Origin of the sequence: Pseudoalteromonas sp. SR44-5, assembly GCF_014163675.1 — a bacterium.
GTDB lineage: Bacteria > Pseudomonadota > Gammaproteobacteria > Enterobacterales > Alteromonadaceae > Pseudoalteromonas > Pseudoalteromonas rhizosphaerae.
In genome coordinates, this window is the sequence record NZ_JACJDT010000005.1 from 111,214 (window position 1) to 131,366 (window position 20,153).

General features: G+C 42.7%; 15 protein-coding genes. 3 read left to right on the forward strand and 12 right to left on the reverse strand.

The annotated features are described in order from the left end of the window. Window positions 1-13: 13 nt before the first annotated feature. The 5 genes from nagA to agaR are packed head-to-tail and all read right to left on the reverse strand — an operon-like array spanning window position 14 to window position 5,346. Window positions 14-1,177, reverse strand: a complete 1,164-nt coding sequence (nagA, locus tag H5154_RS04415; protein ID WP_182717505.1) for an N-acetylglucosamine-6-phosphate deacetylase — start codon at window positions 1,175-1,177, stop codon at window positions 14-16. Continuing rightward, window positions 1,174-2,103 (reverse strand): ROK family protein, encoded by a 930-nt coding sequence (locus H5154_RS04420; protein ID WP_145240076.1) that lies wholly within the window; start codon window positions 2,101-2,103, stop codon window positions 1,174-1,176. The genes nagA and H5154_RS04420 overlap by 4 nt, the downstream gene beginning before the upstream one ends. After that, on the reverse strand, window positions 2,096-3,232 hold the full coding sequence (locus H5154_RS04425; RefSeq protein ID WP_145240078.1) for an SIS domain-containing protein: 1,137 nt from the start codon (window positions 3,230-3,232) through the stop codon (window positions 2,096-2,098). Before H5154_RS04425 ends, H5154_RS04420 begins: the two co-directional genes overlap by 8 nt. A 17-nt stretch (window positions 3,233-3,249) precedes the next feature. Beyond that, window positions 3,250-4,533, reverse strand: coding sequence for a D-tagatose-bisphosphate aldolase, class II, non-catalytic subunit (locus tag H5154_RS04430; protein WP_182717506.1), 1,284 nt, complete (start codon window positions 4,531-4,533; stop codon window positions 3,250-3,252). A 42-nt stretch (window positions 4,534-4,575) separates the two neighbouring features. After that, window positions 4,576-5,346 carry a transcriptional repressor AgaR gene (gene agaR, locus H5154_RS04435; protein WP_145240083.1) on the reverse strand — a complete coding sequence of 257 codons (771 nt, stop codon included), beginning with the start codon at window positions 5,344-5,346 and terminating at the stop codon, window positions 4,576-4,578. Between the two features lie 262 nt (window positions 5,347-5,608). Here agaR and H5154_RS04440 point away from each other — a divergent pair, with 262 nt between their 5' ends. The 3 genes from H5154_RS04440 to H5154_RS04450 all read left to right on the forward strand — a co-directional run bounded on the left by H5154_RS04440 (window position 5,609) and on the right by H5154_RS04450 (window position 11,314). Then, window positions 5,609-6,982, forward strand: a complete 1,374-nt coding sequence (locus tag H5154_RS04440; protein ID WP_149982229.1) for a Gfo/Idh/MocA family protein — start codon at window positions 5,609-5,611, stop codon at window positions 6,980-6,982. 96 nt (window positions 6,983-7,078) lie between these two features. Further along, complete coding sequence (locus H5154_RS04445) at window positions 7,079-9,916, forward strand: TonB-dependent receptor (protein ID WP_182717507.1); 2,838 nt, start codon at window positions 7,079-7,081, stop codon at window positions 9,914-9,916. Window positions 9,917-10,021: 105 nt separating this feature from the next. Further along, the gene (locus tag H5154_RS04450) at window positions 10,022-11,314 is read left to right on the forward strand and encodes a DUF3472 domain-containing protein (RefSeq protein ID WP_182717508.1); all 1,293 of its coding nucleotides are present in this window, start codon (window positions 10,022-10,024) and stop codon (window positions 11,312-11,314) included. On the opposite strand, the gene H5154_RS04455 is transcribed toward H5154_RS04450, so the two are convergent. The 7 genes from H5154_RS04455 to H5154_RS04485 all read right to left on the reverse strand — a co-directional run bounded on the left by H5154_RS04455 (window position 11,311) and on the right by H5154_RS04485 (window position 19,949). Next, on the reverse strand, window positions 11,311-12,033 hold the full coding sequence (locus H5154_RS04455; RefSeq protein ID WP_149982231.1) for a response regulator: 723 nt from the start codon (window positions 12,031-12,033) through the stop codon (window positions 11,311-11,313). The two genes, H5154_RS04450 and H5154_RS04455, sit on opposite strands and share 4 nt — an antisense overlap. A gap of 93 nt (window positions 12,034-12,126) precedes the next feature. After that, window positions 12,127-13,749 (reverse strand): sensor histidine kinase, encoded by a 1,623-nt coding sequence (locus H5154_RS04460; RefSeq protein WP_182717509.1) that lies wholly within the window; start codon window positions 13,747-13,749, stop codon window positions 12,127-12,129. A gap of 12 nt (window positions 13,750-13,761) precedes the next feature. Then, on the reverse strand, window positions 13,762-15,303 hold the full coding sequence (locus H5154_RS04465) for a tripartite tricarboxylate transporter permease (protein WP_145240095.1): 1,542 nt from the start codon (window positions 15,301-15,303) through the stop codon (window positions 13,762-13,764). Between the two features lie 3 nt (window positions 15,304-15,306). After that, window positions 15,307-15,774: a tripartite tricarboxylate transporter TctB family protein gene (locus tag H5154_RS04470; RefSeq protein ID WP_145240097.1), complete on the reverse strand. Its 468-nt coding sequence runs from the start codon at window positions 15,772-15,774 to the stop codon at window positions 15,307-15,309. A gap of 11 nt (window positions 15,775-15,785) precedes the next feature. Then, entirely contained in the window at window positions 15,786-16,769 is a 984-nt protein-coding gene (locus tag H5154_RS04475) for a tripartite tricarboxylate transporter substrate binding protein (RefSeq protein ID WP_145240099.1), read from the reverse strand. A 12-nt stretch (window positions 16,770-16,781) separates the two neighbouring features. Beyond that, the gene (locus H5154_RS04480; RefSeq protein ID WP_145240101.1) at window positions 16,782-18,023 is read right to left on the reverse strand and encodes an OprO/OprP family phosphate-selective porin; all 1,242 of its coding nucleotides are present in this window, start codon (window positions 18,021-18,023) and stop codon (window positions 16,782-16,784) included. 279 nt (window positions 18,024-18,302) lie between these two features. Next, window positions 18,303-19,949 carry a methyl-accepting chemotaxis protein gene (locus H5154_RS04485; protein ID WP_182717510.1) on the reverse strand — a complete coding sequence of 549 codons (1,647 nt, stop codon included), beginning with the start codon at window positions 19,947-19,949 and terminating at the stop codon, window positions 18,303-18,305. Between the last annotated feature and the right edge of the window lie 204 nt (window positions 19,950-20,153).

The following is a 20,153-nucleotide window of genomic DNA, read 5'->3' on the forward strand; positions in this document are numbered from 1 at the left end:
CGCTTTAGCCATTTTATGCACTTTTAAAAAAGCACCGCTGACCCTTCACATAAGTCGCCTGAATACTAAAATCGCTGTTTAAAATAGCAAAATTCGCATGCTTACCTTCCGCTAAAGAACCAACTTGGCTGGCAATATTAAGAAATTGCGCGGGCACAATGCTGGCCATATTTATCGCCTCACGTAGCTCTACACTGCCTAATTGATGCATATTTTTAACTGCTTGCTCAAGCGTTAAAGTGCTGCCAGCTAACGAGCCGGAGGCAGTTCTCGCCACACCTTGTTGCACAACAACATCCATTTTACCCAATTTATACTCACCATCATTTAGTCCACCGGCATTGATACAATCACTGATCAAAGCGATTTTTTGTGGACCTTTTAGCTTATAGATCAGCTTTAAAATTGTAGGATGAAGATGTACACCATCTGCAATCACTTCAACAAATGCGTCATCATTCATCAATACCGCGCCGGCACAACCTGGATCACGATGATGAATGCCACGCATCCCATTAAAAACATGCACCCCACCGCATGCGCCATGCTCAAGTGCGCTTTGAGTTTGTTCATAATTGGCATCACAGTGACCAAGCATTACCCTAATTCCTTGCGCTGTCAGGTATTCAATTAATGCATTTGCGCCTGGCTTTTCTGGCGCCAACGCAACCACTTTTAAGCTACCCATGGCTGCATTAATCATCGCTTCTAGATGCGACTGCGATAGCTCTAAAAAGTAATCTTGATTGTGCGCGCCTTTATGAACTTCACTGAAAAACAGGCCCTCACTATAGCCACCTAGCACCTGTGCCCCGCTAGGTTGCTGCGTGTATGCCTGACCAATTACACTCATAGCATTAAGTGTTTGTTGCCAATCGGTGGTCACTGTCGTTGCTAAAAAGCCTGTTACTCCATGCTCTGCAAGTGAGCATGAAATCGTTTCAATACTACTCATTTTACAATCAATCACATCACAACCTTCGCGACCATGAATGTGTAAATCAATTAAGCCTGGAATAATTGCAGCATTACCATAATCATCAATAGGCACACCGGCTGTAGGGTTTTGCGTAAAATGACTAATAATGCCATTTTCAACTAACATGAAGTGATTTTTAAGTACTCGTTCTTGACAATAAATTACATCAGCTTTGACGTAAAACACGGATCCAATCATGCCAGCGCTCCCACTTGTTCTTTGGCCAAAATAGCGGCACCGCGAGCGCCACTGGCATCGCCAAATTCAGCAAGCACTATTTTTGGCACCCGAATATCAGCAAATACATACGGTACGATTGCCTCTTCAAGCTTGCTCATTAGTTCATCAACTAAAGACATACCGCCACCAACTACAATCACCTCAGGGTCATAGGCCATAATAATTGCCGCAAAAGTACTGCCAATTAAATCCAAATAACAGGCAAAGCTTTGTTGGCAAAATACGTCGCCTTTTCTCAACCCTTCAACAATTTCAAAAGTAGTTAATACTTCGCCAGAAAAGTGCTGGTAAATTCTCGCCAAGCCAGGGCCTGCAATATAACTTTCAATGCACCCTGTTAAACCACAGCCACATTTTAAAATAGGTAACTGGTACTTCTGCTGTAACACTGCAGAAAGTGCGTAATGACCGTATTCACCTGCAATTCCCTGGGCGCTTTTATACAATTGACCATCAATACACAGCCCACCACCCGCACCAGTACCAAGAATTGCACCGAACACTCGGGTATGTTGCAAACCAACGCTGCTGCGCGCTTCTGAGAGTGCAAAACAGCGGCAATCGTTTTCGATCGCAACCGGGCGATTTATTAACTGAGCTAAATCTTGCGCGGCATTTTTACCGGTCGCATGAGGCACGTTAGCCGACAGTACTTGTTGGTTTGCATTAACAATGCCAGGCATACCAATACCGACCGCACCGTGACATTGATATTTATGATCAGCACTTAAAATCATACCAACTAACGCATTTAGAAAGTCTTGATAACTATTTTGCGGAGTCGCAATGCGCCATGATTCAAGTTGCTTTAATGAAGCGTCAAATACAGCAAGTTCAATTTTACTACCGCCAATATCAATGCCATAAATATACTGCTTAGTCATTAATATCACCTTGTTTTAGCGGGTAAATCGTCACCCCTTGCACCACTCTGTTTACTTCACCAGTTGGGCATGGGTTATCTACTGTAATGCCTAATTGCCACGCTTTATAGAACGACATTATTTGCGCGCAGACCATATAATATAAGCCATTAAATACATCGTCTAATTGCTGCATCACCGCGTCATCTGGCAGCGTCAAGGCGTGAACATCAATAGCTTTATTATCGCGACGTAACTCATTCAACAAATCAATATCGTACTGCTTGGTATAGGTATTAGTTGAGCCAAATAAAACAATTAAAGTTTTATCATCAACCAATGATTTTGGGCCGTGACGAAAACCAAGCGGGGATTCAAAATACCCCATAACTTGACCCGCACTTAATTCTAATAATTTTAATGCTGATTCTTGCGCATAGCCTTTTAAGGATCCTGCGCCTAAATACACTAAGCGATGCATAGGCAGTTCAGCCAATGTTTTTAGTTCAGCTAATTTACCAGCAATATTTTTTTCAACCGCTTCTGCAATAGTTAAAACAGCGTTATCTGCATCACTAAATATTGCCACACTTGCCACCAACATTGAGGTAAAACTACTGGTCATAGCGAAGCTGTGATCAAGTGTTTGCGTAGGCATCAATAACGAGAAATAGTTTTCATCTTGCGCTACTTGTTTATGCAGTGCTCCATCGGGGTTACAAGTAATAAATAGATGCGCGCAGTGTTTTACATAGTTATTCACTACATCAACAGCGGCAACACTTTCAGGACTATTGCCAGAGCGTGCAAATGACACTAATAAAGTTGACTTATTTGGCTGTAAATACTGCTCTGGGCAGGCAACAAGCTCTGTGCTACTAACACTTCGACAAGCAATATCCAATTGTTGATTCAAGTAACCAACAACCGCCTCACCAACATAAGCTGAGGTACCGGCACCGGTAAAAATTATTTGCGCATTTGGCTTATCTAATACGCCCGCAAGCCAACTATCTAGCTGCGCTCGTGCAGCTTTTACAATACTGAGCGTTGCTCGCCAACAATCGGGCTGCTGCATAATTTCTTTTGCAGTCCATAAACTATTTTTAGCTTCTAAAAGGGTTTCATCAATTGCTAAATAACTAGACATTACTACCTCACTTACGTCTATTGTTGTTTAAAACACGCATCTGCGTAGCGACTGGTTACTTGCATTATGTGATGAAGTACCAAAGATTTAGGGCTGTTTTGCAGGGTGTTATTTCGCACTGCAAGATACTGCAATGGCATATATTGGCTTAGTAACGGCAGTGGTATCGGTTGTTTTTGTAAATTACTAAATAGCTTATCAACGGCAGCTTGATTGCCTTGTTGTCCCCAGTAATAACGGATTCGATCACTAAAACTAAAGCGACGATAAAGCTGCTGCACTGATTTATCAACTTGATAAAAACGCTGCCAATTTTTCGGAAACTGCTGCATATCGGCATCAATAACAGTGCGTATATGTGAACATTGCTCGGTGTCTATTAGCGCATCTTCAATATGGCTTAATGCAAATAATGCCTCACGCAAAGCAAAGGTAAGCTCTGGGCCCACTTTTAAAATCGCAAAATGATCATTTACTAATTGTTGATACGCGATGGGCGTTTGATAATCAGTTGAATGTGCTTCAAAGGCAATGCCATCAACGGCCTTTATATATTGCTTTAGCCGTTGCGCTTTAGCGCTATCATAATCAAATACTTGCGTGTTATCGAATTCCACACCTGGCTGTACAACTAAGCCAACTACTCGCTGCCATGCCGATGATAACCCCTGCTGTAAAAATGCATCGTGATGCAATGCCAATGTACTAGCAACATGGTCAGTTTCTGTGACTGCAAGCGTATCTATTTGCTCATCGGCACCACCGGGCGGCGGCACCTCAGTACCAATAACATAGACTAAGTCACTGCGGCCAAAGGTATCTAATGCTGTTTGTTCAGCCACTGCACACAACTGCGCCGCACGTGTTGCAACTGTTTCATCTGCTAAAATTAATTCATCATCGGCGCAGCGCATACTGGTGTCTAAGTGAATTTTTTTGAATCCTGCACCAACATAACTGGCGATCAACTGCTGAGCTTTTTGCATCGCCGATTCAGCGCTTTCATCACACCAACACACAGGGCCTAAATGGTCACCGCCAAGGATCAGCTTATCAATTGCAAACTCTTGCTTTGTCGCAAGCTGTTCAATAAATGCCATAAAATCAGTAGGTAACATACCCGTATAACCACCAAACTGATTGACCTGATTAGCGGTTGCTTCGATTAATAAATAACTATTGTCTTGTTTGGCTTGCAATATGGCAGCTTCTAGCACCAATGGATGAGCGGAACAAACGGCATAAATACCCTGTTTTTCGCCGCGTTTATTCGCTGCGATTAATTGCTGTAATATCGTCATTGCAAGCCTCTTCGTTAGATAATCTTTGTTTAGTTATAAAAGTTAAAGATCGAGAATATGTAACCGCACACCTGCATCTTCGAGCGCGGTTTTTATCTCTGCTGGAATTCCACTGTCTGTAACCAGTACGTTTATTTCACTGGCGGCAATAATTTTATGCACGCCTTTACGATTAAATTTACTAGAATCTGTTACTACTATGATCTCTCGCGATACTTCACACATCACCCGATTTAGCAGAGCTTCAAGCTCAAAGTGCGTTGTAATACCAATATCTTTTTCAAAGCCATCAACACCCAAAATTAACTTATCAAAGTGATATTGTTGTAAGTGCTGTTCAGCTTGGCGGCCATAAAATGACAGTGATTTTTTACGTAGCGTGCCACCAGTCATTAACACTTCAACCGATGGCGCATTAAGTAGTGAGTGCGCCACATTTAAGCCATTGGTCATGACAACTACGCCGTGGTGGCTGGTTAGATTTTTAGCGACTTCTTCAGTTGTTGTCCCTGAGTCTAAAATAATCGATTCACCATCCTTAATTAGACTCGCTGCAAATTTACCTAAGCGCTCTTTAATACCGCGATTTGCATCGTGTTTTTCTTTTAATGATAATTCTTGAGTTAAGCGATTACTGGCAACTGCACCACCACGGGACCGTACCAACAATCCTTTTTCATCCAACTCATTTAAGTCGTTACGGATAGTTACCGTTGAAACACCAAACAACTGAGCCAACTCAGGAACCTGCACCCGCTCTTGTTTGTAGACCAATTGCACAATCTCATGACGCCTTTCGATAGTGTTAAGCATGTCCGCTCTCTTTCATTGTTAACTTTCATTCATTGTACGCAGCTTTCGTTTACTTTCAATTCAATTTTTTACATTTATCTTTAAACATTAAAAAACGCAATTAAGCCACTGTAAATAAAGACTTTAAAATAAAAAATAAAAACAACACCCTTTAAAATGAAAGCAAACGAAAGATTTTTATCTTGCATTGACATTTTGTTGTGTGTACAAATAAAAGCCTGCGAAAACAAATTTACAAATAATAAACAATAAGGGCAATGTTATGGGCGATCTCAACCGTAGACGATTTTTACAATCAATGGCCGCAATTGCAGCAACCAGCGCGGCTTTGGGTTGTGCTTCTACCACCAATTCCAAATCGATATTAAGAACTGCACAACAAGGACGTTCAACCCTTGGCTTAACTGTGCCAAAAATGGACGTAGTAAGGGTTGGTTTTATTGGCGTGGGTGAACGTGGTGTTGGTGCTGTTAAGCATTTTTGTCATCTCGATGGCGTTGAAATTAAAGCAATTTGTGATACCCATCAGGCCGTTGTAGACAGGGCCGTGAAGATTGTTGTTGATAAAGGTTTTAAAAAACCAGACACCTATGGCAAAAACGATCACGATTACCGCCGTATGCTAGAGAGACAAGATATTGATATTGTTATTATTTCAACACCATGGCAGTGGCATACGCCGATGGCTGTCGATACCATGGAAAGCGGCAAGCATGCTTTTGTTGAAGTACCAGCAGCAGTGACTGTAGAAGAGGCATGGCAACTAGTAAACACCTCTGAGCGAACTCAGAAAAACTGCATGATGTTGGAAAATGTTTGCTACGGACGCGACGAATTAATGGTTCTTAATATGGTTCGCCAAGGCGTTTTTGGTGAATTGTTGCATGGTGAAGCAGCATATATCCATGAGCTACGCTGGCAAATGAAAGAAATTGACCATAAAACAGGTTCTTGGCGTACACCATGGCATGCAGCAGTTAATGGTAATTTATACCCAACTCATGGCTTAGGCCCTGTTTCACAATACATGAATATCAATCGTGGCGATCGTTTTGACTATATAAGCTCGATGAGCTCGCCATCATTAGGCCGTGCAGCCTACGCTAAAAAAGAATTCCCCGCAGATCATAGCCGCAACAAACTTAACTATATTGCGGGTGATATGAATACCAGCATTATTAAAACGGTTAAAGGTCGCAGCATTATGGTGCAACACGATACCACCACCCCACGTCCTTATTCTCGTCATAACTTAATTCAAGGCACTAACGGTGTGTTTGCTGGCTTTCCAAATAGGATCGCACTTGAGCAAGGTGGCAGTAAAAGCTATCACGAGTGGGATTACGACATGGCTGATTGGTATAACAAATACGATCATCCGCTCTGGCAAAAAATGGGCGCTGAGGCTGAACGCAACGGCGGCCATGGTGGCATGGACTTCTTGATGTTTTGGCGGATTATTTTTTGCCTACGCAATGGCGAACCACTTGATCAAGATGTGTATGACGCAGCCGCATGGTCAGCTGTTTTCCCGCTATCTGTTGATTCTGTAGCCGATAGAAGTAACAGCAAAGACTTCCCAGATTTCACCCGTGGTCTTTGGCAGCAAGCAAAACCACTTGGCATTATTTCGTAATTAACCTCTCGCGTGTTGGAGAAAAATACACTCAACACGCGTGGCAATAACTCAATAAAAAAACAACCATCAACAAGTAAAATACAGGTAACTATTATGAAAGCACAACTAAAACTGTCCACACTGTTTTTGTCTATGAGCGCCATCTTCAGTGGCACCTCGCTGGCAGCTGATGAAGACAAAAAAAAAGAAAAAGAAGCCGAAGCAGAGCAAGTCGAAGTAATTGAAGTTAGAGGTGTTCGCTCGAGTATTAAAGAATCCCTGTATTTAAAACAACAAGCTGTGGGGGTTATGGATGCTATCGTTGCAGAAGATATCGGTAAGTTTCCCGACCAAAACATTGCCGAGGCATTGCAACGGATGACGGGGATTGCAATTACCCGTAACGGCGGCGAGGGCCAAAATGTTACCGTGCGAGGTTTAGGTGGTGACTACAACGTTACCACCGTTAATGGCCGACGTATGGCATCAGAGCATTCTAGCCGTAACTTTAATTTTGATTTAATCGCCCCCGAAATAGTCCAATCCCTCGAAGTATACAAATCCCCACAAAGTAAAACACAAGAAGGCGGCATTGGCTCAGTTATCAATATCAAAACCCGCAAACCTTTGGATTTAGATGGTTTCACTTTATCAGGCAGTGCCAAAGGCATTTATGAAGAACGTACTGGCGACACCAATCCACAAGCTTCGTTTTTAATTAGTGATACCTTTTTTGATAATACCTTTGGAGCGCTGTTTACAGCGGTATATTCTGAACGTACACAGCGTGAAGACTCTTATGAAGGTGAAGGTTTTTATGATCCAGACGAGAATGTTGATGTACGTATCCCAATCGATAGTAACGGTAACGGCAAGCTTGAAGATAATGAGCAATCATACCCATCGATTATTCCAGGCTACGTACGTTATTCAAATTGGCAGGATACGCGTGAGCGACTGGGTGCAAGCTTAGCGCTGCAATGGCGCCCGTCAGATAGTATAGATGTTAACTTTGACAGCATGTACTCACAATACGAAACCAATGGTGAGCAATATCAAATTTCATTTGTAACCTATGATGAATCTTGGACACCGGGGATCCCCGCTATCGGTGAAGTAAAGTTCAATGAAGATGGTAACGCTAATTATGTAGAACTAGTTGATGGCGCAATGGCTGAGCTGTTAAATGTGTCTGTGCCACGTAATACAGATACTTGGCAATGGGGTTTTAATACGGTTTGGTATGCCACAGAGAGCTTAACGGTTGATTTAGATATTTCACAGTCACAAGCTAAAAATGTCAGCAATGGTAACAATCGTTTTATTGTTGCACGTGGTTTTGTTGATGGTATCACTATCGACCAAACCGGTAGTAATATGCTGCCAGATGTGACCATGACCCCAGCACTGAGTGCAGAACAACCTTTTGGTGCGCATTACAGCTACAATTCAGGCACCGATGTGAAAGACCAAATAGAAGAGGTGCGCTTAGCAGCAACCTATATTCCCTCTTTTGAACTAGTGAAAGATATTCAATTTGGCGTTCATTACGGCAAACAAACCAAAGAACGCAGTGTTTATAAATCAAAAAATGCATCAATGTTCAGTAATGGTGGCGCTTATTTTAAAAACTCAGAATACGACAGTTTTGACGACTCAAGTGTTGAAGAGCTAGGCGGCTTAAACCTATTTCGTTTACCAGCAGATGTACTCGTGCCAGCTAACTTTGATAACTTCTTAGATGGTGAGCCTGGTAAACATCCGGATCCATGGGCAAGCTTTAATTACGACAAACTGTATGCTTTTTATGAATCAATTAATCCACAAGCGGCGCAAGATAAAATTGTCGCAAAGAACAGCCCAAAGGATTCATTCGCCCTTACTGAGCAAACCTTAGCGGCTTTTGTTGAAGCAAATCTACAAGGCGATATTGCTAAACTGCCTTTTGCACTAAACATGGGCGTCCGTGTAATACAAACCGATGTCACATCAGATGGTTACATCTTTGATGTTGATAATGTTCGTTACAATATAACCGAAAAAGATGGCGCATTAAGCTATCGCGTTGAGGGTGAAATTGAAGATTATTACACCCGCTCTACCACTGAAGAAAGCTACACAGACGTACTACCGAGCTTAAACTTTAAATTGCATCTACGTGATGACTTACTCTATCGTTTTAGTGCGGCTAAAGTAATCACACGCCCAAACTTAGATTATCTATCGCCTTATAGCTACTTAGATTTTAATAATGCCGAATACCATGCCTCAAACCCGGGTATTAAGCCACTAAGAGCCAATCAAATAGATACGACGATTGAATGGTATTTCTCTGACTATGGTGCACTAACCTTTGCAGCCTACTATAAAGACATCGAATCAGTGATTGCCCGCGGCCGAGTAGGCACTGCGCAAGTGGGTAATTATTTTAAAGATGGAGTGGCTGTAGAAGGCCCAATTTTTACAAAAATCTCACCTACATCGGAAAAAGGCGCAACAATTTTAGGCTTTGAAACAGCTTATCAGCAGTCTTTTGACGAAATACTTCCAGCACCATTCGATGGCCTGGGTGTACAAATAAACTATACTTTCACAGACAGCAGCTATGACGACGAAGAGCTAAATGATCTGCCATTTGTGGGGATGTCTGAGCACTCGTATAACGCGGTTATTTATTATGAAAAAGGTGATTATCAAACCCGTATTGCTTATAACTGGCGCGACGACTACTTAGTCTATCCTGATGCATGGGGCGGACCAGAATGGGCGGCAGACTACGGCCAATACGATTTCAGTGCCAGTTACAATATCACTGAGAAAGTGCGAGTTGATTTAAGCGTAACCAACTTAACCAATGAAAGACAGTGGTCATACGTAAAAACAGAAGAACAAATTCGTCGCTTAGCGCGCTATGGTCGCTCGATTAGCCTTGGCTTTTCAGCATCATTTTAAGCTTATACCCACACCACCTCAAGATGCAGAATTCACATCTTAAGGAGGCTTGGGTATACCCTCTTATATTAGCGCCGTTTGTCGGCGCTTTTTATGGAGCTCACTATGAGAGTTTTACTATTTATTGGTTCATTATTATGGACTTCATTTTCGCCATTTGCAGTGGCAAACCAAACCACGGATTACTTTATTCCCAGTTATGGCAATAGTGCTACTAGCCATAGTATCGCAGCAAATAAAAAACTGATTAGTGATGTGGGGATCACGCACTGGCAAGACTCTACAATACCAGTTAATCACTACTTTTACCTGCCAACAAAAGCGGCTTTTAATTTAAAGTTGCGCGTAAAAGTTGCAGGCGATCGCAGCCAGCTTAAAGTCGACTTTAATCAACAGAGTCAGTTAATTACGCTCACTAATCAGCAATTTCAAGATATCGATCTTGGCGAGTTTCTGCCAGATCAAATCGGATACCAACAATTGCAACTTACCGGTATCGCTAAAACAGCTGACACCTTTGCTGATATTCAAGGTCTTATTGTCACGCTAGATAAAGAGTCGGCGGCGCCTTTATATGTAAAAGATGATATTTATTGGGGTCGTCGCGGGCCTTCCGTGCATTTAAACTATCCCATACCTGACAAGACTAAAAACTATCAATGGTTCTATTCAGAGCTGAGCGTACCAAAAGGGTATGATCATCAAGGCTCGTATTTTATGGCCAATGGTTTTGCTGAGGGTTACTTTGGTATGCAAGTAAACTCTGACACTGAACGCCGTGTATTATTTTCAGTATGGAGTCCTTTTCAGACCGATGATCCAGCTGCTATTCCTGTGGAAATGCGCATTCAGCAATTAGCTAAAGGGCATGATGTGTATACCGGTAAGTTTGGTAATGAAGGTTCTGGCGGGCAAAGCTATTTAGTATTCCCTTGGCAAGCAGAACAAACCTACCGCTTTTTATTGAAAGTAAATCCGACTGAAAACCTTGCTAATCATACCGACTACAGCGCATATTTTTATGACCCTATCGCCGCAAAGTGGCTGTTCATTGCTTCATTTAGACGCCCTAGTACAGATACATATGTGGCAAGGCCACACAGCTTCTTAGAAAACTTCATCCCTGATGCAGGGCAATTCGAGCGCAAAGCGTTATACAGTAATCAGTGGCTCAGAGATACTCAAGGCCAATGGCACTCTCTTGATAAAGCACAATTTACTTATGATGCAACGGCTGCCAAGCAATCGAGAATGGATTATCAAGGAGGCACTGAAAACGCAGGTTTTTACTTACGCAATACTGGCTTTTTTACAGGCCCTACTAAATTACACAGTGAATTTGAACGCCCAGTTGGTCAAGCGCCTGAGGTAGACTTAAGCGCTTTGCCAGATAACTAAGCCATTTTATAACAGCGCTCTGGCCGACCTATGCTGCCATAGCTTTGGTCGGCACTGACTTGCTCTGCCTCTAGTAAATATTCTAAGTAACGGCGTGCAGTTGAGCGACTTACTCCTACAAGATCGCCCATTTGCTGTGCTGTAAAAGGCGTTTTTTTGTGCTCTTTAAATGCATCAATAATCTTTTTTAAAGTAAGCTGATCAACCCCTTTCGGCAGTCTAACCGGTGCTTTACTTTGTTCGCTTGAGCCAAATAAAGTGTCGACCATAGATTGGGTCACCTCGTTAGCATCAGACAAACACTGCTGGCGTGACTCAAATCGCGCTAACGCCTGATCAAGTCGATTAAGCATCAAAGGTTTAACCAAAAAATCACAGGCCCCTAACTGCATTGCCTTTTCAAGAGTTTCGACTTCTTTGGCGGCAGTCAGTAGCATCACTTCGCTTTTAATTGAGCGCCGACGCAAGTCTGTTAATAACTCAAGGCCATTGCCATCTGGTAGATGGATATCAAGTAAGATCAAATCGGGCTCTATCGCCTGTAATAGCGCGGTAGCAGTACTTAAGTTTGCTGCAATACCAACTACCTGATACTGACCTTGACGCAAGCTTTGTCGCGCAGTTTGGTTCCCCGCAACCCCATTCGGTAAAAGCAGGTATTGAGCAAGAAGTTGTGCAACTTCGAGCTCATCTTCGATGATAACTACTGAATATGTCATTTTTTATTACTCATTTTAGCGTTGCAATGTTAGCCCATTTACTTTTATTATTGTTTGCTTGGCCACTGCTTATTAGCCTAAATTACCTTAGGGTTATTTAGGAATATAGACGCTTAATCGCGCGCCTTTTAAATCTGACTCACCAATTTCTAAACTACCACCACACGAATCTAAATTAGTTTTCACTAAATATAAACCAATGCCATGCTCTGCCCCTGCTTTTGAACTGTATTGTGGGGTAAATATCACTTCATGGTCGTTACCCAAGCCAAAACCACTGTCTTCGACATCAAACAATAATGTCTTACTCGTTTCATCAACCGTGACTCGTACATGAGGTTCTCGATCTTTACTGGCTCTGATCGCCGCATCAATGGCGTTATCAATTAAGTTGCCCAAGATTGATACTACTCGCTCTAACATTTCAGTACGTGCGATGGCACCAAGTAAACTTTCTGGGTTTAATTCCAATACTACGTTTAACTCGCGGGCTTTATGGTATTTACCCACCAGCAAACCGGCTAACACAGGATCTTGAATACGTTCTAATAAATGGTGGATCTGTGCTTGTGAACCTTGGCTTTCTTGGCCGATCAATTCGATTGCTTGCTCATTTTTACCCATTTGAATAAGCGCCCCAATTAGATTTAGCTTATTCGAATAATCATGGGTTTGCACCCTTAACAACTCGGCAAATGCTTGTACTTTAGTAAGTTGCTGGCTCAAGTATTCAAGCTCATCAGCTGGGCGCAGAGTGAGTAAAATACCATCCGCCTGCCCTTGCACTTGCAATGAAAAACGCGACAACACCAAACGTTTATCCGCAGCAAACAACTCAAAGCCAACCATTTTACGACGCTGATTTCGTAATAAAAACTCAGCATGCTCTGGCAGTAAATCTTTCAGAGTTAATGACTGATTAATACAGGCGACTGGTTTATCTAAAATTTCGCAAGCACGCTGAGTCAGTTTGCGTACTCGTCCGTCGGGATCAAGTGCAACAACACCGCTACGCATGGTATTTAAAATAGCGTCCTGCTCTGAAAACAACCTCGCTATTTCATCTGGTTGCAAACCAAAGATGGCATTTCTTACTCGCTGACCAATAAAGATAGCGGCAATAATACTCAAAGCAACTAACAACAAACCCCAAATCATAATTTCAACAATCCGCTCACGGATCAACGGCTCAACCGATTGCACTAAAAAACCGACCGAGACCAAACCAATAATATTTTGTTGCTCATCGTATACCGGCACTTTACCGCGAATAGATTCACCTAAGCTGCCCTGCGCCACTGAAATATAACGCTCGCCGTGTAACGCGTCTTGGCTATCACCGCCAACCATTTTTTTACCGAGTTTATTGCTATCTGGATGGACGATTCGATGCGCATTTTTATCACCAATAACAATAAAATCTGCGCCAGTTAGCTGGCGCAGATTTTCTATTTCTTGGTTGATTGCCACCAAGTTACTAGGGTTCTTTAAAGCTTTAACGACATCATCGCTTGATGCAATACTCGTCGCCACAGCGAGTGCTTTATCACCAATGTGATCATGCAAACTTTGTGCGGTAATTCGATACACCAAACCGCCAAATAACACCGCTTGTAATACACACAGCCCTGTAACCCAAATTATTAACCGCGTTTCTAAACGCTTAGGCTTTTTAACTATGTTTTGCAGCGGATTTTGCGTCTTGGTGTAGCTCATTTTTTACCTCAATTATGCATGCTCTTGCTTCACTTTAAGCGCCGCTTTATCTGCCCGGCGTTGGGTTATAAAGTCTTTTAATGGAAATAACAACACTAATATTGAGATAATAAAAATGCTCAATGTTAGTGGGCGTTCCCATAAGAAGCTTAATGAACCATCCGAGATCATCATTGAACGACGGAAGTTACGCTCAATCATGTCGCCTAAAATAAAGCCTAATAGTAATGGTGCCATTGGGAAAGCCAGTAATCGTAATACCAACGCCACCACAGCAAAGCCAACCATCATAAATAAATCAAAGGTATTAAAGGAAACTAAATACACGCCAATTAAGCTGAAGAACAAAATCATTATCGTTAATACTGATTTTGGCATCGCTAATACTTTTGCAAAATATGGTATCAAAGGAAGATTTAAAATCAGCAATACGATGTTACCAAAGTACATGCTAACGATAACCGCCCAAAATACACTTGGGTTTTCTTGCATCAGCATTGGACCTGGCTGAATACCGTAAGCAATTAAGGCACCTAACATAATGGCAGTCGTACCCGAGCCTGGAATACCTAATGTAAGTAATGGTACAAATGAACCGGTACACGCAGCATTGTTCGCTGACTCCGGTGCTGCCAAGCCTCGTAATGAACCTTTACCAAACTTTTCTTTTAAGCCTTTAGGCGCTAAGTTACGTTCCGTCGCATACGCCATAAAGCTAGCGATAGTGGCACCTGCACCCGGCAATACGCCAACAATAAAACCAAGTATAGACGAGCGGCCAATAACTGGCGCAATGTCTTTGATCTCTTCTTTGGTCAATTTAGTTGAACCGATTTGCGGTGTGTCTGAATCATTAATACTTTTAGTTTCTTTTTTCTCTGGACGCACTACATTAATAAGCGCCTCAGCCAGTGCAAAAGTAGCCATTGCCACTAATAAAAAGCTAATGCCATCAAGTAAGTCAGCTTGGCCTAACGTAAAACGCTCAGTACCAGATGATGGATCAATCCCCACAGTCGCGAGCATTAAGCCAAATACTGTCATCATCATGGCTTTTAAAAATTGCCCTTTATTAGAAAACGCCGCGATCGCTGTTAAACCTAAAAACATCAGTACAACGTAATCTGGAGATTGAAAACTCAGCGATACTTTTGCCAACAAGGGGGCTGCAACCATCAATAAAATTGCGCCTATGGTTCCGCCGATAAAGGAGGAGTAAGCGGCTATCGCCAATGCTTTGCCAGCATGACCTTGTTTAGCCAGCGGATAGCCATCAAAGGAGGACGCAACTGTACCCGCCACCCCTGGGGCATTAATTAAAATAGATGATGTTGAACCGCCAAAAATTGCACCGTAATACACCCCCGCCATCAGAATCATCCCTGAATCGGCACCTATGCTATAAGTAATTGGGATCATTAACGCAATAGCAGTAATTGGCCCAAGCCCCGGAAGCATGCCGATAAAGGTACCAACAAAACAACCCACTATGACATACAATAAATTGTTCCAGTCGAGTACGGTCGACAAGCCCAGCATAATTCCATCAAACATAATTTAACTCCACAGGTTGCCAGGAACCAAATAAATACCGAGCACTTGGGTCATTAAAAACCAAAACACTACAGCAACAGGGATAGAGGCCAATAAGAGAATAGCCTTGCGGCGCTCACCCATAACAAAAAAGCCAACTAATAAAAACGCACTGGTTGAGATTAAAAAGCCAATAGGCTCAAGCGCTGCGCTATATATCACCATCAATATAAGCAACCCGATTGTTCGCAATACATGTGACTTTTCGAGCGCATTATCTTCATCAACGGCTGCAGTTGGTTTAAGTAAAGTAGCCCCGATAGAAAGCAGACAAACGATAATACCAAATGCCGCATATACTTTAGGTAAGGTGGCAGAAGTAACCGTTTCGTACTCTTCAAATGGGAGTAACGGAATTTGCCATGCAACAATGGCGTAGAGGGTAAATAGCGCCAAGAATAAACTTGGCCCTAGTAGTTCGCGATTCAACATAAAAGCCTCGATTAACGTGACGTACGAATAAAGCCGAGTTCTTCCATAACAACTTTAAGCTGTGCTTCTTGCTGTTCAAGTGACTTTATAAATTGATCTTTTTCTTGGAATAGGTTTAACCAACCGTTACGTGCACGGACTACTTCCCACTCTGGAGTGGTTTGTAATTTACGTAACTTCTCGGTGTATTCTGCAAGTTTATCAGCCGGTAAATTGGGTGCCGCAAAGAAACCACGCCAATTAACAAACTCCATATCATAACCAAGTGATTTTAAGGTTGGAATTTGTGGATAATCTGGTAACGCTTCACCAGATGTCACAGCTAGAATGCGAGCTTGACCGCCATTAGCGACTTCTAACGCTTCGCTAAGTCCGGTAGAAAGTAAGTTAACCTCGCCAGATAACAACCCTGCTTTGGCTTTACCACCCGCGTCATAAGGGATATAACGCAAACGACGTCCGTCAAGGCCTGCCGCTTTAACTGCTTGCGCTGCAACTAAGTGATCCATGCTGCCACGTGCAGAGCCACCAGCTACTTTTACAGAGCCTGAATCTTCTTTCATTGCTGCGATCACATCCTGCCAGGTTTTAAATGGCGAATCGTTACGTACTACAAATGCACCGTAGTCGGCAATCATACTGGCAACGGGAGTTAAATCACGGTAGCTGTAAGGAATTTTACCGGTTAGTGCCCGCAACACGATAGGTGTTGAGTTAACCATTAAGATATCGCCTTTTTTAGTACCAGACTCAATCAGATAAGCGATTGCACGGCCACCGCCGCCGCCCGACATATTTTGAAAAGACGCATTATCTTCAATACCCGCTTTCACTAAACCTTCACCCACACCGCGTGCTGTGGTATCCCAGCCGCCACCAGGGCCGCCCGGTACTAAAAAGTGAATGTCAGCCATAGCAAACGGACTGCTTAGTACTAACGATGCCGCAAGTACCGTAGTTTTAAATGATTTAAATGATTTTTTAAGTAAGTTCATCTCAATTTACTCCTAAAATAAATACTGCATGCGCGCACTAAAGCCCATACCTGAGTCTTCATCACCCACTAACGCAGTTGCGCCTGGGCCCTCTACATCGCTGTAGATCAAGTTGCCCATAAATTTGATATCGCTGCTGATATAATAGGATGTGCCTAGGGTATAAGTAGTTACTTCAGTACCTTGCGTGCTACTTGTTGCATCCATTTGTGATACTCGGGCGACAAGCTCCCACGCATCTTTAATGCCTTTAGGTTGTACAAATAATGCTGAACCGGCTTTGTACCTGCGTTGCTCACCACCTAAGAAGTAGCTCGCTGATACATGAAAACCATCATAACGCTCGCCATCAAGCGGGTCGGCGCCATTAACAGCATCGAGTGTGCGGCTTGCGTATTCAGCCTCTAGCGTTAATGCATCAGCTTGATACGCAAACTCAAGACCACTTTGCGACAAACTATCCAATGCCACGGCATTACCACCCACCGCATAATCAACAAGACGTACATTGGCTTCACGTATTTCGCCACGGGCAAAGCGCGCACCTAACTCGTTACCACCCATATCACGGTATGAATGCCACGCACCTAAATGAATCACATCGCCTGGGGCTGCGCTTGACCAAGTAACACGTCCCGTTGCAGCGAGTGTTAGTTGATCATCTTCGTCATGACCCGTAGCACCAAAGGCATCATTTTTATAAACACCAACGGCATAACGAAAACCACTGTCTTTAAAGTATTGAGACGCTGACGCTCCCCAACGGAAGAACGGCGAAAAAGTATTGGCTAGCGTACTACGCTCTATAGTATTGGTATGCTTAGAGCTCGTTAAGCCATTTAAGGTGATGTCTTCACGGATTTTACCCGCTTTAATTTTTAGACCATTATCGAAATTATAACGAACTCGCGCCATCACGATTTCTGCTGTGCCTTCGGCAAACTCAAGCAGTAACTTGTGATCCCAGTTACCATGCTCACTTTCAACATAAGTACGGATACGACGCGCAAAAAAATCACCGCCCGCATCACCGTCATTATTCGCGTTATATGCACCATCAAAATAGTTGTAATCAAGTTGCACTCGACCACCAAATTCCAAATTAAAGCCGCTAGACTTCTTCAGCGCAGCGACTTCTTTTTGTAGTTCGTCTAGTTGCTGCTGTAATTTTTCAGTGTCATTGGCAGCGAATGCTGAGGTACTTGCTAGTGCTGCTGCAATGGCTAAAGCCAATTGTGTGTTACTTGCTTTCATTGGTTGTTCTCTCCACACCTGTTGATGATTTTGTTGTCGTTAGATGAGCGACTACACACTGCTATCTGTCTTCGAGCATAGTGTTAACGTCAGATTAACGAAATGTTTAGAATTTAAGCTGCATTGATCTGCTTAAAATGCATTTAGCGCATAAAAATCACGCACAATATGCACAAAACTACAGTTTAATAACTCGTTGATAGTAATTGATTATTTATTGAGGTTTAGCTAAAAGAGGCATCTTAAGGGGTGATAAATAATTCACCCCCTTGATAATACTTATACTTTAAAGTTGCTTACTAGGTTGTCTAACTGTTGACACTGCTGTGCCAATGCTTGGCATGCACGCTCAGCCTGATCCACTTTGTCTAGCATATTGCCACTTGATGTCGCAATACGTTGCACATTGATATTCACATCTTCACTCACTTGGCTTTGCTGCGTGGCAGCGGTGGCAATTTGCATGTTCATATCGTTAATAATGGTAACTGCGTCATTAATACGCTGCACCGATTGCGCGGCACCGCGAGAGTGCTCAATCGTTTGTTGACCGCTTTTGGTACTGGCTTGCATTGCACCAACCGCTTGATTGGTACCTTGTTGGAGCTTTTCAATCATAGCGTTGATCTCTCCGGTACTATCTTGCGTGCGACTCGCTAATGAACGCACCTCGTCAGCAACGACCGCAAAGCCTCGCCCCTGCTCACCCGCGCGCGCGGCTTCAATGGCCGCATTTAACGCTAACAAGTTTGTTTGATCAGCAATACCACGGATAACATCAAGCACAGTGGCGATATTCATTACATCTTGCTCTAAGGTGTTTATTACGTCGCTCGATGCCGAAATGTCGGTCACCAGTTGATTAATTAACGAAATGGTTTCTTCAATTGTGGCTTTTGCTACATTGGCATCATTATTAGCAGTACTTGTGGCACTGGCCGCATCATTAGCGTTTTGGCTTACGTTATCACTGGTCGTGCTCATTTCATTTACCGCAGCTGCCACTTGCTCACTTTCTATTTGCTGATTACTGGCTTCACTTAATACACTTGCAGTAATAATGCGCAAACTTTCAGTTTCATTGCGCACCTGTTCAGCCGAGCCGACAACCGCCAATACTGTGTTATGAATTTTACTGATAAAGGTATTAAACGAACGCGCAAGCGCACCCATTTCATCGTTTGACTCACTGTTTAACCGTTGCGTGAGATCGCCTTGGCCACTAGCTATGTTTTCTAATGCTAACTGCATTTTCTTTAACGGCGCCAAAATAACGGTAGACAGCAGCCAAGTTGCAGCTATTGATAAAACAAAGCTCAATACAATACCAAACTGCAAAGCAAAGCTAGCAGACTCTTGATTAGCGGTTACTTCAATTAAAGAATTTGTAAGTTTGGCATCTATTTCATCACGCATGCTAGTAACATTTTTGCGAATACGCGCTAACACTGCTTCCATATCTTGTTTATGCTCAGCTAAGTAACTAGCCGCAAGCTGGTGATCACTAAAAAGTGCTTGGTAGTAACGAGACCAAATAGCGACATCGGCTTTGATATTCGTAACCCGCTGTGCATTGATCGCATCAATGTAGCCAGACTTCACCAGCTTTAATGGGCTAGAAAGGCGCGCGTCGATACGGACTATATTATCTCGGTACTCTGCAAGCTGTACTATATAGTTTTGTTTGTCGCCTTGTCCTAGCACCATGCTCAAACCTGCCGTTTTCACCTGAAAGAGATCACGATAGCCGTCTTCAAGATCGTCCAGCACCGTTCGCACCTCTAAACTTATAAAACTGTTAAGTCGAGCTTGCTCTTTAAACGTATACAACACGTAACCCGACAACACCGAAAAAATAACTAAGGCGACGACGACAGGAATAGCAAATTTAACTCGAAAGCTAAGGTTATTTATAAATTGGCTCATTTTTATCACTTATCAGTTTGCGGGCAATGGGAGGATGTGTTTAAAAGAAAAATAGCGCTATGTACCTGAAAAAACAAATAAACTAAATGAACAAAAAGAATTAAAAAAACTAATAGCCACGACCATTCCAAGTATATTTATTAAGCCCTATAAGCCACACTCCCACTTTTAATTTTATTTTCCCAAAGCTGGGAAACTGCTTCT